The following is a 14,122-nucleotide window of genomic DNA, read 5'->3' on the forward strand; positions in this document are numbered from 1 at the left end:
GTGCAGATCTGCGTGTCGCGGCTGCGCAAACTCCTCGCCGGCGCGGACGGCGAGGTCTCGATCACGACCCGGCCGCCGGGGTACGCTACAACGGCTGACGTGCCCCGGGCGACCCCCTGTGGTCCCTGTGGCAGCAGTACAGAACGACGTACAGAAGACGGTGCCCTGGGACTATCTGGGTGCCAAAGTGTGTTTTGCCCGTATATGGGAGGCGGCATGACAGAGACGGCGAGCGGCCCGGCACGTGGTTCCCGCACCAAGGGAGCCAAGTCGGCGAGCAAGGGCCTGCGCATCGAGCGCATCCACACCACCCCCGGCGTGCATCCGTACGACGAGGTGGCGTGGGAGCGCCGTGACGTCGTCATGACCAACTGGCGCGACGGCTCGATCAACTTCGAGCAGCGTGGCGTCGAGTTCCCCGACTTCTGGTCGGTGAACGCGGTCAACATCGTCACCAGCAAGTACTTCCGCGGTGCGGTCGGCACCCCGCAGCGCGAGACCGGTCTCAAGCAGCTCATCGACCGGATCGTGAAGACGTACACGAAGGCCGGCGAGGACTACGGCTACTTCGCCTCGCCCGCCGACGCCGAGATCTTCGAGCACGAGCTGGCCTACGCCCTCCTGCACCAGATCTTCAGCTTCAACTCGCCGGTCTGGTTCAACGTCGGCACGCCCCAGCCCCAGCAGGTCTCCGCCTGCTTCATCCTGTCCGTCGACGACTCCATGGAGTCCATCCTCGACTGGTACAAGGAAGAGGGCATGATCTTCAAGGGCGGCTCCGGTGCCGGCCTGAACCTCTCCCGCATCCGCTCCTCCAAGGAGCTGCTCTCCTCCGGCGGCAACGCCTCCGGCCCGGTCTCCTTCATGCGCGGCGCCGACGCCTCCGCGGGAACGATCAAGTCGGGCGGTGCCACCCGCCGCGCGGCCAAGATGGTCATCCTCGACGTCGACCACCCCGACATCGAGGACTTCATCGAGACCAAGGTCAAGGAGGAGGAGAAGATCCGCGCCCTCCGCGACGCGGGCTTCGACATGGACCTGGGCGGCGACGACATCACGTCCGTCCAGTACCAGAACGCCAACAACTCCGTCCGCGTGAACGACGAGTTCATGAAGGCCGTCGAGGCCGGCGGGAAGTTCGGCCTGCGCGCCCGCATGACCGGCGAGGTCATCGAGGAGGTCGACGCCAAGGCGCTCTTCCGCAAGATGGCCGAGGCCGCGTGGGCCTGTGCCGACCCGGGCATCCAGTACGACGACACGATCAACCACTGGCACACCTGCCCCGAGTCCGGCCGCATCAACGGCTCGAACCCGTGCAGCGAGTACATGCACCTGGACAACACGTCCTGCAACCTCGCCTCGCTGAACCTGATGAAGTTCCTCAAGGACGACGGCAAGGGCAACCAGTCCTTCGACGTCGAGCGCTTCGCCAAGGTCGTCGAGCTCGTCATCACCGCGATGGACATCTCCATCTGCTTCGCCGACTTCCCCACCCAGAAGATCGGCGAGAACACCCGCGCCTACCGCCAGCTCGGCATCGGCTACGCCAACCTCGGCGCCCTGCTGATGGCCACCGGCCACGCGTACGACTCCGACGGCGGCCGCGCCCTCGCCGGCTCCATCACCTCCCTGATGACCGGCACCTCGTACAAGCGCTCCGCCGAACTCGCCGCGGTCGTCGGCCCGTACGACGGCTACGCCCTCAACGCCGAGCCGCACCAGCGCGTCATGCGGCAGCACGCCGACGAGAACACCAAGGCCGTCCGCATGGACGACCTGGACTCGCCGATCTGGGCCGCCGCCACGGAGGCCTGGCAGGACGTCATCCGCCTCGGCGCCAAGAACGGCTTCCGCAACGCCCAGGCCTCGGTCATCGCCCCCACCGGCACCATCGGTCTCGCGATGTCCTGCGACACCACCGGCCTCGAGCCCGACCTCGCCCTGGTCAAGTTCAAGAAGCTCGTCGGCGGCGGATCGATGCAGATCGTCAACGGCACCGTCCCGCAGGCCCTGCGCCGCCTGGGCTACCAGGAGGAGCAGATCGAGGCGATCGTCGCCCACATCGCCGAGCACGGCAATGTGATCGACGCCCCCGGCCTGAAGACCGAGCACTACGAGGTCTTCGACTGCGCCATGGGCGAGCGCTCCATCTCCGCGATGGGCCACGTCCGCATGATGGCCGCCATCCAGCCGTGGATCTCGGGCGCCCTCTCCAAGACCGTGAACCTGCCGGAGACGGCCACGGTCGAGGACGTCGAGGAGGTCTACTTCGAGGCCTGGAAGATGGGCGTCAAGGCGCTCGCGATCTACCGCGACAACTGCAAGGTCGGCCAGCCGCTCTCCGCCAAGAAGAAGGAGAACGAGAAGGCCGAGGTCACCGCGAAGTCCGAGGCGACGATCCGCGAGGCCGTCGAGAAGGTCGTCGAGTACCGCCCGGTCCGCAAGCGCCTCCCGAAGGGCCGCCCGGGGATCACCACCTCCTTCACCGTCGGTGGAGCCGAGGGCTACATGACCGCCAACTCCTACCCGGACGACGGTCTCGGCGAGGTCTTCCTGAAGATGTCCAAGCAGGGCTCCACCCTCGCCGGCATGATGGACGCCTTCTCCATCGCCGTCTCCGTCGGCCTGCAGTACGGCGTCCCGCTCGAGACCTACGTCTCGAAGTTCACCAACATGCGCTTCGAGCCCGCCGGCATGACGGACGACCCGGACGTGCGGATGGCGCAGTCGATCGTCGACTACATCTTCCGCCGCCTGGCGCTGGACTTCCTGCCCTTCGAGACCCGCTCCGCCCTCGGCATCCACTCGGCCGAGGAGCGTCAGCGCCACCTGGACACCGGCTCGTACGAGCAGCCCGACGACGAGGACGTCGACGTCGAGGCCCTCGCCCAGTCCGCGCCCCGCGCCCAGGAGCTGAAGGCCGTCGCCGCCCCGGCCCCGGTGGTCAAGGCCGAGGTCCCGGCCCCGAAGCAGGCGCACACCTCGGCGGAGCTCGTCGAGATGCAGCTCGGCATCAGCGCCGACGCTCCGCTCTGCTTCTCCTGCGGCACGAAGATGCAGCGCGCCGGCTCCTGCTACATCTGCGAGGGCTGCGGCTCGACCAGCGGCTGCAGCTGACCCCGCTCCGGTGCGCTGAGGGGCGGAAGCCGCTGAGCGCACCGGATCGCCCGTGAGGGGGTGCCGACCACCGGTCGGCGCCCCCTTCGCACGTTGGCCGACGGGAGTTCGGCGCCCCTTCTCGTGTGCGCCGCCGGGCGTCAGGACACCCCGGAGCCCAGGAGCGTGCCGAAGGTCTGCGGGTCGGCGTCGAAGCCGCGGGTGATCGAGCGGTACGTCCAGCCGTCCGTCCCGTCACGGGTGAATTCCACGACCGTCGCCGAACGGGCCCCAAGGACGTCCGCGAAGTCATGGGTCAGCAGGTCGGTGTAGCCCTCGCGGACCCGTATGCCCGTGTTCGCTATGTCGCCGAAGGTCAGCCGCCCGCCGCCCTGTTGTATGGCCACGCCCACCACCACGCGCGCGTACCGCGCGTCCAGCCGGTCCAGCTCCAGGGTCATGGCCTCGTCGTAGCCGAACCCCTGGCCCGTGCGGCTGTCGCGGTGGAGCGTGATCGTGCCGTCCGGGGAGCGACTGCCGAAGTGCACCAGATGGACCGGCGCGCCGTGCGGGTCGCCCACTGCGAAGACCCCGGCGACGAGATCCAGGTCGTGGGCCGGCGCGCCGGCCGGGGCGGGGTCCCACTTGAGCGTGACCTCGACGCGTCCCACCCCTTTGTTGAGTCCGCTCATGGTGCTTCCCCTCTCCGCGTGCGCCCCCGCGCACGCCTCGCCTCGTACCGTCGACCCGTCCAAAAGCCCTTGGTCATGGGCCGATTGCTCATGGTGTCATGTGCCTACGACAGAGGACCCGGCGCTTGAGGGGGAGAGCGGTTTGTGGAGCGGTGACGAGCTGGATCTCGACGCATATCTGGCTCGAATCGGATACGACACCGGACAGGGCGGGGAACTCGCTCCCGACGTGCGGACCTTGACGGCCCTGCACCGGGCGCACGTCGCGGCCGTTCCGTTCGAGAACCTCGACGTCGCCCTCGGGCGGCCGGTTCCCCTGGACCTGAAGAGCCTCCAGGGCAAACTCGTCGAGCGGCGCCGGGGAGGCTACTGCTACGAGCAGAACTCCCTCTTCGCGGCGGCCCTCGAACGGATCGGCTTCCAGGTGGCCGGCCGCGGCGCGCGCAACCGCTCGCGGGGCGCGGCCCTGCCACCGGTCACCCACGCGCTCCTCGCGGTCACGGCCGAAGGCGAACAGTGGATCGCCGACGTCGGGTTCGGCTGGCAGGGGCTGCTGGAGCCCGTGCCGCTGCGAGACGGCGTGCGCGTGGAGCAGGGCGGCTGGACGTTCGGCGTCCACGTCGAGGACGAGGGCGTCCACGTGCTGCGCTCGCTGCGGCCGGAGGGCTGGAAGGACCTGTACGCGTTCTCGCCCCAGGCGTATCTCCCCGGTGACTTCACCGTCCTGAACCACTACAGCTCCAGCCATCCGCAGTCGCGCTTCCTCGGCCAGGTCGTGGCCCAGCGGCCGGGCGCGGACGCCGGCAGATCCCTGTTGCGCGCGACGTTCTCGATCCTGCGCCCGGACGGATCGGCCGAGGAACGGATCGTGACCGCCGGAGAGTTGGCCGCGGCCCTGGAGGCCGAGTTCGGCATCGAACTGGACGCCGAGGAGCGCGCGGGTCTGGAGCGACTGCACGCGGAGGGAGCCTGACGGGGTCTGCCGGGGTGCTCTCCGGCCCCGTACGATGGCGCGGTGCTGGTCAAGTGGATTCGCTGCACCGTGGTGGACCGTCGAGGGTTCGAGCGGGGGCAGCGGAAATGGGCGGGGCTGCTCGGTGAGCCGGGATTCCGGGGACAGGGCGGCGGGTGGAGCCGGGGTCGCCCGGACGTCGCCCACATCTTCGCGTTCTGGGAGAGCCGGGCCTTCTACGATTCGTTCATGGCCCGGTCGCACGACCGTCTGGCGGCCGCGCAGGCGGGCACGTTCAAGGACATCCAGGTCAAGCTCTTCGACCACCGCTTCGACGTGAAGACCGGGTTCGAACCGCGGTTCGCCGACGCGGACGTGGCGCGGGTGGCGCACTGCCGGGTCCACGAGGACCGTGCCGAGCACTTCGCGCTCATGCAGGAGAAGGTGTGGAACCCGGCCATGGCCGGGTCTCCCGGCATGTTGCGGGGCCTGTTCGGCGAAGCGCCCGGCAGCGAGTTCCTGGTGCTCTCGATGTGGCAGTCCGCCGCCGAGCACGGAAAGTACCGGGTCGAACGCGTGGAGCGGCTCGGGCTGCGGGCCCGTACCGCGGCCGACGTGGCGGCGCTGAACGGAGACGTGGTGCAGCTCGAACCCTCCTGGACGGTCTGAACCCGCCGACGCCGTCCCGGGGCATCTCCCTCGGATGGACTCCGGGCGCCACCTCGGCTGAGCCCGCAGGAGAGCGGCGATCTAGGGTCGGGGTATGGCACGACCGCGGCGCATCGTTCTCGTACGGCACGGAGAGTCCGAGGGCAATGTCGATGACACGGTGTACGAACGCGAGCCCGACCATGCCCTGCGACTGACCGAGACCGGCCGGCGCCAGGCCGAGGAGACGGGGGAGCGGCTGCGGGAGCTCTTCGGCGAGGAGCCGGTCAGCGTCTACGTCTCGCCGTACCGCCGCACCCACGAGACCCTCCGGGCCTTCCGGCTCCCCGCGAAGCAGGTCCGGGTGCGGGAGGAGCCCAGGCTTCGGGAGCAGGACTGGGGCAACTGGCAGGAACGCGAGGACGTCCGCCTGCAGAAGGCCTACCGGGACGCGTACGGCCACTTCTTCTACCGCTTCGCCCAGGGCGAGTCCGGTGCCGACGTCTACGACCGCGTCGGTGCCTTCCTGGAGAGCCTGTACCGCAGTTTCGAGGCGCCCGACCATCCGCCCAACGTCCTGCTCGTCACCCACGGGCTGACCATGCGGCTGTTCTGCATGCGCTGGTTCCACTGGACGGTCGCGGACTTCGAGTCGCTGTCGAATCCCGGCAACGCCGAGACCCGCATGCTCCTGCTCGGAGAGGACGGCCGGTACCGTCTGGACAGGCCGTTCGAACGCTGGCGTACCCCGGAACCGTACGGACCCACCGGATAGAGTGGCAGACCGATGACCGCTGACTCCTCATTCGACCGGCGCTTCGACCGCGCCCTGGCCAGCCTGCGCGGGCTGTCCGTGGGAGACGCCCTGGGCTCCCAGTTCTTCGTACCCTCCCACTACCCCCTGCTGAAGCGGCGCGAGCTCCCCGCCGGCCCCTGGCAGTGGACCGACGACACCGAGATGGCCTGCTCCGTCCTGGCCGTCCTCGTCCACCACGACCGCATCGACCAGGACGCCCTGGCCCGGTCCTTCGCGGAGCACCACGACTTCGACCGCGGCTACGGTCCTGCCGTCAACCGGATGCTCCGCCTCATCCGCGAGGGCGGCGACTGGCGCGAGCTGGCGGCCGCGCTCTTCAACGGCCAGGGATCCTGGGGCAACGGCGCCGCGATGCGGATCGCCCCGCTGGGCGCCTGGTACGCCGACGACCCCGAGCAGGCGACGCACCAGGCCGAGATCTCCGCGTACACGACCCACCAGCACCGGGAGGCCGTGGTGGGCGCCATGGCCGTCGCCGCCGCGGCCGCGATCGCCGCCGACCCCGCCGGACCGCCCATGCCCGAGGCGCTGCTCGACGGGGTCATCGCCCTGGTGCCGCGCAGCGCGGTCGGGGCGGGTCTGCGCCGGGCCCGCGACATGCTCGACTACGGCGATGCCGGCACGGTCGCCGCGGTCCTCGGCAGCGGCCGCCGGACGAGCGCCCATGACACGGTCCCCTTCGCGCTCTGGTCGGCAGCGCGAGGGCTCGGCGACTTCGAGCGGGTGTTCTGGACGACCGCGCAGGTCGGCGGCGACGTCGACACGACCTGCGCCATCGCCGGCGGAGTGGTCGCCTCCACCGCGGCCGGCGCACCGCCGGAGGAGTGGCTCCGGCAGACCGAGGACCTCCCGGGGTGGGTCCGGGAGAGGGCGGCCTGAGGCGGCTCGGTGTCCCCCGGCCCCGAGAGGGGGCCGGGGGACACCGGGATGTGATCAGGCCACCGGCCCCGCGGCTTCGGCGCGGCCGCTCAGTGCTTCCAGGTCGCTCTTGCGGACCCGGATCACCAGGACGGCCGTGACCAGCGCGATCAGCACCATGCCGGCGGCGGCCGTGAAGGCCGAGGAGATGCCGGAGGTCAGCACCTCGTGGCCCCAGGGCGCGGGCAGCTCCTTCGCCTTCAGCGCCTCCGCCTGCTGCTCGGGCGTCGAGTGCGCGAGGAAGTCCGGCAGCTGCCTCTCGCTCTCCTCGCGGCCGGCCGTGCCGAAGACGGTGACCAGGATGGAGAGGCCGAGCGAGCCGCCGACCTGCTGGGTCGCGTTGAGCAGACCCGACGCGGCGCCCGCCTCGTGCTGGGCCACTCCGGAGACGGCCGTGAGCGTGAGCGTCACGAAGTTGAGGCCCATGCCGCAGCCGAACACGACCATCGGACCGAGCACTCCGGTGACGTAACCGCTGTCGGACGAGATGAACGTCAGCCAGAGGAGCCCCACGCCGGTGAGCGTCGCACCGGTCACCATGAACGGCTTGGGGCCGAGGACCGGCAGGAGCCGCTGGGCGAGCCCCGCGCCGACGCCGATCGCGACGGTCACCGGGAGGAAGGCCAGTCCGGACTGGACCGGGCTGTAGCCCAGGACGTTCTGCACCCACAGCACGATGAAGAAGAACATGCCGAACATGGCGGCCGACAGGCTGAGCATGATGACGTACGTGCCCGAACGGTTGCGGTCCGCGAACATGCGCAGCGGCGTGATCGGTTCCTTGGCCCGCGACTCCACCACGGCGAACGCCACGAGCAGGACCACGGCCGCGGCGAAGGAACCGATGGTCAGCCCGTCCTTCCACCCCTGCTCGGAAGCCCGGATGAACCCGTAGACCAGCGCGGCCATGCCGAGTGTCGACGTCGTCGCGCCCGCGATGTCGAACCGGCCCGGGTGGCGCTCGGATTCCGCGATGTAGCGCGGGGTGAGGAAGGCGATCAGCAGGCCGATCGGCACGTTGACGAAGAGGACCCAGCGCCAGTCGAGCCACTCGGTGAGCGCTCCGCCGGCGAGCAGGCCGATCGCGCCCCCGCCGGCCGAGACCGCGGCGAACACGCCGAACGCCCGGTTGCGCTCCGGCCCTTCGGGGAACGTCGTGGTGATCAGCGCGAGCGAGGTCGGCGAGGCGATCGCGCCGCCCACGCCCTGCAGGGCCCGTGCCGCGAGCAGCTGCCAGGGTTCCTGGGCGAAGCCGCCGAGCAGCGAGGCGAACGTGAAGAGCAGGATGCCGGCCATGAACACCCGGCGACGGCCCAGGATGTCGCCGGCGCGTCCGCCGAGGAGCAGGAGGCCGCCGAAGGTGAGCGTGTAGGCGCTGAGCACCCACGACAGGTCGGTGGTCGAGAAGGAGAGCGCGTCCTGGATGTGCGGCAGCGCGATGTTCACGATGGTGGCGTCGAGGACGACCATCAGCTGGCAGGCGGCGATGACGGTCAAGGCGATGCCCGGCCGACCTCCGGTGCGAGCCGGCGCGTCCTTGATCTGTGTGTCCACCGGAGAAGTTGTCACTATGGAATCCCCCACGGAAGAATTAGTGAACGTACGCGTTCACTGTTCTCCACGGTAGTGAGTCCCCCTCAGTGAACGCAACCGTTCACTGAGTGCTGCCGACGAATCGAATCGCGTCAACGGAGAGATCCTGATGGTTACTTCGCGCTCCACGGCCGCCGCTCGGCCGGAGGGGGCGGTGCTGCGGCGCCGCGGACCCGTGCTCGAGAGAGCGATTCTGGAGGCCACGCTCGACCAGCTGAGCAGTGTCGGCTGGAGCGGTCTCACGATGGAGGGTGTCGCGGTCGGCGCGCAGACGGGCAAAGCCGCGGTGTACCGGCGATGGCCGTCGAAGGAAGACCTCGTCGCGGACGCCCTCCAGGCCGGACTGCCCACGCTCGACGAGGCTCCGGACACCGGCCGTGTGCGTCAGGACCTCTACGAGCTGTGCCGCCGGATCCGCGACGTGATGTACTCCAAGCCTGGTTTCGCCCTCCGTGCAGTGCTTCACGAATGCGATGCCGAGTCCGCCGAGCGCTTCCACGGGCTGATCGAGACGGGCGTGATCCAGCCCTGGAATGATCTCTTCCGGGATGTACTGCGGCGTGGAATCACACGCGGAGAGGTGCGAGGCGACGCGATCGACGACCTCGTCCTCGAGGTGATCCCCGCCATGATGATGTACCGCTCCAAGGTGTGCGGAAGCGAATGGCCGGACAGTGAGATCGCCGATGTGATCGACCGGATCATGGTGCCCCTCCTGCGTGCCTGAGACCTTCGAGGCGTGGTGCGGGTGAGCTTCGGGGCGGGGCGGGACGGGTGCCTTCGGGCGTCTGCGGCGAATCCGGGTATCGCAGGTGACGTCAGGCGGCGTAACCTGTCTGGCGCCATGCCGTACGAACCTCCCACCCACACCGTCGAGCGGTCGCTCCGAGCCACCACCGGCGCCAAGATCGTCGCCGGGGTCGACGAGGTCGGGCGCGGAGCGTGGGCCGGCCCCGTCACGGTGTGCGCGGCCGTCACCGGCCTTCGCCGACCTCCCGAGGGGCTCACCGACTCGAAGCTGCTCACCCCCAAGCGCCGCAACGCGCTGGCCGTGGAGCTGGAAGGGTGGGTCACCGCGTACGCACTCGGCGACGCCTCCCCGCAGGAGATCGACGAACTCGGGATGACCGCGGCGCTGCGGCTCGCGGCCGTCCGGGCCCTCGAAGGCCTTCCGGTGCGGCCCGACGCGGTGATCCTGGACGGCAAACACGACTACCTGGGCAGCCCCTGGCGGGTCCGCACGGTGATCAAGGGCGACCAGTCCTGCATCGCCGTCGCGGCCGCCTCCGTCATCGCGAAGGTCCGGCGCGACGCCCTCATGGCGGAGCTGGAGGCCGAGGGCGGCCAGTACGCGGCGTACGCCTTCGGTGCCAACGCGGGCTACCCTTCGCCGGTCCACAAAGCGGCACTCGAAGAGCTGGGGCCCACTCCCCACCACCGTCTCTCCTGGTCGTACCTGGACGCGCTGCCCCAGTGGCGCCACCTCAAAAAGGTCCGCCTCTCCGCCGAGGCGGCCGCGCTGGAAAGCGGGGGCCAACTCGGCTTCGACTTCTGAACTTCCGGTCACGGAGGCCCTGCTCAGGGCCGCCCACGCGGCCGGGGTGCACATGTGTGCCCACCCGCCGGTGCTTCGCGCAGCGGCGTTTGATAGACATCCATTCATGCCTCTCATCCCCGAGGAGCCTCAGATTCACGAGAGCGCCCAGGGTCCCCGCGCCGCCACGGCCGCCGGCCGCCCCGCGTCGACCCCCCGTCCCGTACCCGGCCCGCGTTCCGCGGCCTCTCCGCGTCCCGGACGCCCCGTTCCCGGTCCGGCCAGGCCTGCCGCGCCGGCACCGCGCCCCGGTGCCGGACAGTCTCCGGCCAAGGCCCCGGAAAATCGTTCCGACCAGCGATCCACCCCGCAGCTCCAGCTGATCCCGGCCCCGGTCGACGGCGCGCTCGACGCTGCCGAGGAGGCCCTGGACCTGCTCCTGGAGAGCGGACGGGCGCCCGGCGAGATCCTGGTGCTCACCACCGGCGACCCGCACCCGTGGGCGGCGCACGAGCTGTCCTTCGGTGAGACCGCCTACTGGGCCCAACAGGACACCGCCGAGGACGTGTTCTTCGCGGACGCCTCCGCCGTGGAGCGGGCCGCCGCCCGCCCCGTGGTGATCGTCGCCGTCAACGGCGGAGACGAGGGGACGGCCGCCCGGGCCCTTCCGGCGGCGATGGCCCGCGCGGGCGCGCTGCTCGTCGTCTGCGGCGACCCGCAGCGCATCACGGCGCTCCTCGGGGCCGGCGCCGGCGTCTGACCGACCGCGCTCCTCCGCCGGGCCCCCCCACCGGGGCCGGCGGGGGGCCCGGCCCCGCTCGCGCGATCAGCGTGCGGCGGCCCGGCGCAGGGGTTCGGTCGCGCCGCTCGCGGTCCTCGGTGTGAGCCGGTCGAGCTCGGCCGGCCCGTCACCCAGCGGCAGGGGGAGCGAGTCGGAGCTCGGTCGACGGCCTCCCCGGCCCTCGCCGAGCACCTGCCAGCCCGCTCCGGTCAGCGTGATGTACGCGCCGCAGCGGAGCCCGTGCAGCGTGCAGGCGTCCCGAAGCCCCCACATCCAGGCTCCGTCCTCCTCCGTCCAGCGTTCGTCGCCCTCGCGGCAGTACAGCAGGACCGCGGTCCGCACGGGCGCGCGTCTGCGGAGGTCGTGCGGGATGACCCGCCGCAGATGGGCCAGGAGCGCGTTGCGGAACTCCCAGCCGTCCGCCGCGACGGGGCGTCGGACGAACGAGGCACTGGCGGCGAGCCGCTCCTCGTGGTCCAGGACGGCGAGGACCGCCGTCGAGGGCGTGGGCGCGTGCCGCGAGTGGAGGCCGCTGACGACCTCACGAGGGTTGCGCAGCAGGGGAATCCCCGCCGCGGCCCATTCGGAGGGTTCGAGTATCCGGGCGAGGCGGCTGGCGGACTCGGACGACGATCTGAGCGAGGCGGCTGTGGGCGGAGCGAATCCGAGGGTCACGGTCCTCCCTTCGGATACGCGCCCGCTGGGCGGCGGGCAAGGTCGGGTGAGGGCGCACCACGGCACAGTCCTTCCGGACCGCTGACGGGCCGTGTGGGGCGGTTTCCCAATTCTTGCTGGCCCGTGCGCGAGCGGCAACGAGCAATTGAGACCGCTGACGGGAATGGGTCGGTATGCCACTCATATCCCTGCCCAGTTGCCCATTGTTCACTCCCCGTTCCCCCTCCTGTTTCACCCCTGGACGGCGAGCACCAGCGGAAACACCCCCTCCGCTCCGGCCCGCCGCAGCAGCCGCGCGGCCACCGCCAACGTCCAGCCGCTGTCGGAGAGATCGTCGACCAGGAGAACCGGCCCGCCGGCGCCGGCCAGCCGCCCGGCCAGCTCCGGAGGGACCGTCAGCATCCGCTGCAGACCGACGACCCGCTGGGCGCTGTTGGTCCGCGAGAGCCGGAGCTCCTCCGCCTCCGGCGCGTACTCCACCACACCGAGGAAGGGCATCCTGCCGATCTCGGCGATCCGCTGCCCGAGCGAACCCACCAGATGCGGCTTGCGGTGCGAGGCGACCGTGACCACACCGGCGGGCCTGGCCGGCGCGTCCGGCGCCCCGGAGGCCCACCCGCCGGGCCCCTTGGCCCAGTCCGCCAGCACGTGCACCACCGCCTGCACGACATCGTCCGGCACGGGCCCGTCCGGCGTGCCGTCGGCCAGCAGCGGACGCAGCCGGTTGCCCCAGCCGATGTCCGAGAGCCGCCCCAGGGCCCGACCGCCGAAAGACTGCTCCCCGAGCGGGATACGGCCCTTCAGATCGACCCCGACCGCGGCAAGCCCGGTGGGCCACATCTTCCGCGGCTCGACCTCCACACCGGGACGCCCCAGCTCGCCCTTGGCCGCGTCCAGCGCCGCCTCGGACACCTTCGGATCGAACCGGCTGCCCGCGCAGTTGTCGCAGCGCCCGCACGGAGCGGCCTCCTCGTCGTCCAACTGACGCCGCAGGAACTCCATCCGGCACCCGGTCGTCGCCGCGTAGTCGCGCATCGCCTGCTGCTCGGCCGCCCGCTGCCGCGCCACCCAGGCGTACCGCTCGGTGTCGTACGCCCAGGGCTGCCCGGTGCTCTCCCAGCCGCCCTTCACCCGGCGCACCGCGCCGTCCACGTCCAGGACCTTGAGCATGGTCTCCAGCCGGGTCCTGCGCAGCTCGACCAGCGGCTCCAAGGCGGGCAGGGACAAGGGCCGGCCCGCCTGCGCGAGCACGTCGATCGTGCGGCGCACCTGCTCCTCGGGCGGAAAGGCCACCGAGGCGAAGTAGCGCCAGATCGCCTCGTCCTCCTGCCCGGGCAGCAGCAGCACCTCCGCGTGCTCCACCCCTCGCCCGGCCCGGCCGACCTGCTGGTAGTACGCGATGGGGGAGGACGGCGACCCCAGGTGCACCACGAAGCCCAGGTCCGGCTTGTCGAACCCCATCCCGAGGGCCGAGGTCGCCACGAGCGCCTTGACCCGGTTGGCCTGGAGGTCGTCCTCCGCCTGCTGCCGGTCGGCGTTCTCCGTCCGACCGGTGTAGGAGGACACGATGTGCCCGCACTGGCGCAGATAGGCGGTGACCTCGTCGGCCGCGGCGACCGTCAGCGTGTAGATGATGCCGGAGCCGGGCAGCTCGCCGAGGTGGTCGGCGAGCCAGGCCAGCCGGTGCGCCGCGTCCGGCAGTCGGACCACACCCAGACTCAGGCTCTCCCGGTCGAGCGGCCCGCGCAGGACGAGGGCGTCCGTGCCCGCCCCCGTGCCGAGCTGCTCGGCCACGTCCGCCGTCACCCGCGCGTTCGCCGTCGCCGTCGTGGCCAGGACCGGGACACCGGAGGGCAGGTCCGCCAGCATCGTCCGCAGCCGGCGGTAGTCCGGCCGGAAGTCGTGTCCCCAGTCCGAGATGCAGTGCGCCTCGTCCACCACGAGCAGCCCGGTGGCGGCGGCCAGGCGGGGCAGCACCTGGTCGCGGAAGTCGGGATTGTTGAGCCGCTCGGGGCTCACCAGGAGCACGTCCACCTCGCCGGCGGCCACTTCCTCCTGGACCGTCTCCCACTCCTCGGTGTTGGACGAGTTGATCGTCCGCGCGCGGATGCCCGCCCGGGCCGCCGCCTCCACCTGGTTGCGCATCAGCGCGAGCAGCGGGGAGACGATCACGGTGGGGCCGCTGCCGCGCTCGCGGAGCAGCGAGGTCGCCACGAAGTACACGGCCGACTTGCCCCAGCCGGTCCGCTGCACCACCAGGGCCCGGCGCCGGTCGGCGACGAGCGCCTCGATCGCCCGCCACTGGTCCTCGCGCAGTCTGGCCCTGCCGGTCGGGTCGGAGACGAGACGGGCGAGCACGGCATCGGCGGCGGTTCGGAGGGCGGCGCGGTCTTCCAGCGGAGCTGCTTGGGTCATG

Annotated in this window: 12 protein-coding genes; 8 read left to right on the forward strand and 4 right to left on the reverse strand. The window is 71.1% G+C overall.

The window, feature by feature from the left end; translation table 11 throughout:
• The first annotated feature begins 216 nt into the window (after positions 1–216).
• On the forward strand, positions 217–3,117 hold the full coding sequence (locus ABZ318_RS20935) for a vitamin B12-dependent ribonucleotide reductase (RefSeq protein WP_356903970.1): 2,901 nt from the start codon (positions 217–219) through the stop codon (positions 3,115–3,117).
• 140 nt (positions 3,118–3,257) lie between these two features.
• On the opposite strand, the gene ABZ318_RS20940 is transcribed toward ABZ318_RS20935, so the two are convergent.
• Complete coding sequence (locus ABZ318_RS20940; RefSeq protein WP_356903971.1) at positions 3,258–3,788, reverse strand: TerD family protein; 531 nt, start codon at positions 3,786–3,788, stop codon at positions 3,258–3,260.
• Positions 3,789–4,017: 229 nt separating this feature from the next.
• Between ABZ318_RS20940 and ABZ318_RS20945 the strand changes: the two genes are divergently transcribed.
• The 4 genes from ABZ318_RS20945 to ABZ318_RS20960 all read left to right on the forward strand — a co-directional run bounded on the left by ABZ318_RS20945 (position 4,018) and on the right by ABZ318_RS20960 (position 7,084).
• Complete coding sequence (locus ABZ318_RS20945; protein ID WP_356903972.1) at positions 4,018–4,761, forward strand: arylamine N-acetyltransferase; 744 nt, start codon at positions 4,018–4,020, stop codon at positions 4,759–4,761.
• 42 nt (positions 4,762–4,803) lie between these two features.
• Positions 4,804–5,409: a YdbC family protein gene (locus tag ABZ318_RS20950; protein ID WP_356903973.1), complete on the forward strand. Its 606-nt coding sequence runs from the start codon at positions 4,804–4,806 to the stop codon at positions 5,407–5,409.
• A gap of 94 nt (positions 5,410–5,503) precedes the next feature.
• The gene (locus tag ABZ318_RS20955) at positions 5,504–6,163 is read left to right on the forward strand and encodes a histidine phosphatase family protein (RefSeq protein ID WP_123455766.1); all 660 of its coding nucleotides are present in this window, start codon (positions 5,504–5,506) and stop codon (positions 6,161–6,163) included.
• Between the two features lie 12 nt (positions 6,164–6,175).
• The gene (locus tag ABZ318_RS20960) at positions 6,176–7,084 is read left to right on the forward strand and encodes an ADP-ribosylglycohydrolase family protein (protein WP_356903974.1); all 909 of its coding nucleotides are present in this window, start codon (positions 6,176–6,178) and stop codon (positions 7,082–7,084) included.
• A gap of 54 nt (positions 7,085–7,138) precedes the next feature.
• On the opposite strand, the gene ABZ318_RS20965 is transcribed toward ABZ318_RS20960, so the two are convergent.
• On the reverse strand, positions 7,139–8,677 hold the full coding sequence (locus ABZ318_RS20965) for an MFS transporter (protein WP_356903975.1): 1,539 nt from the start codon (positions 8,675–8,677) through the stop codon (positions 7,139–7,141).
• 148 nt (positions 8,678–8,825) lie between these two features.
• Here ABZ318_RS20965 and ABZ318_RS20970 point away from each other — a divergent pair, with 148 nt between their 5' ends.
• From ABZ318_RS20970 to ABZ318_RS20980, 3 genes are all read left to right on the forward strand, one after another.
• Positions 8,826–9,443, forward strand: a complete 618-nt coding sequence (locus ABZ318_RS20970; RefSeq protein WP_356903976.1) for a TetR/AcrR family transcriptional regulator — start codon at positions 8,826–8,828, stop codon at positions 9,441–9,443.
• Positions 9,444–9,560: 117 nt separating this feature from the next.
• On the forward strand, positions 9,561–10,271 hold the full coding sequence (locus ABZ318_RS20975; RefSeq protein WP_356903977.1) for a ribonuclease HII: 711 nt from the start codon (positions 9,561–9,563) through the stop codon (positions 10,269–10,271).
• A gap of 106 nt (positions 10,272–10,377) precedes the next feature.
• A complete protein-coding gene (locus tag ABZ318_RS20980; protein WP_356903978.1) occupies positions 10,378–11,010 on the forward strand; it encodes a hypothetical protein in 633 nt (210 codons plus the stop codon).
• 66 nt (positions 11,011–11,076) lie between these two features.
• Here the strand turns inward: ABZ318_RS20980 and ABZ318_RS20985 are convergent, their stop codons facing one another.
• Both ABZ318_RS20985 and ABZ318_RS20990 read right to left on the reverse strand, forming a co-directional pair.
• Positions 11,077–11,706 (reverse strand): hypothetical protein, encoded by a 630-nt coding sequence (locus tag ABZ318_RS20985; RefSeq protein WP_190159119.1) that lies wholly within the window; start codon positions 11,704–11,706, stop codon positions 11,077–11,079.
• Positions 11,707–11,937: 231 nt separating this feature from the next.
• Positions 11,938–14,121 carry a RecQ family ATP-dependent DNA helicase gene (locus ABZ318_RS20990; protein WP_356903979.1) on the reverse strand — a complete coding sequence of 728 codons (2,184 nt, stop codon included), beginning with the start codon at positions 14,119–14,121 and terminating at the stop codon, positions 11,938–11,940.
• Between the last annotated feature and the right edge of the window lies 1 nt (position 14,122).

Source organism: Streptomyces sp. NPDC006197, assembly GCF_040613865.1.
Classification (GTDB): Bacteria; Actinomycetota; Actinomycetes; order Streptomycetales; family Streptomycetaceae; genus Streptomyces.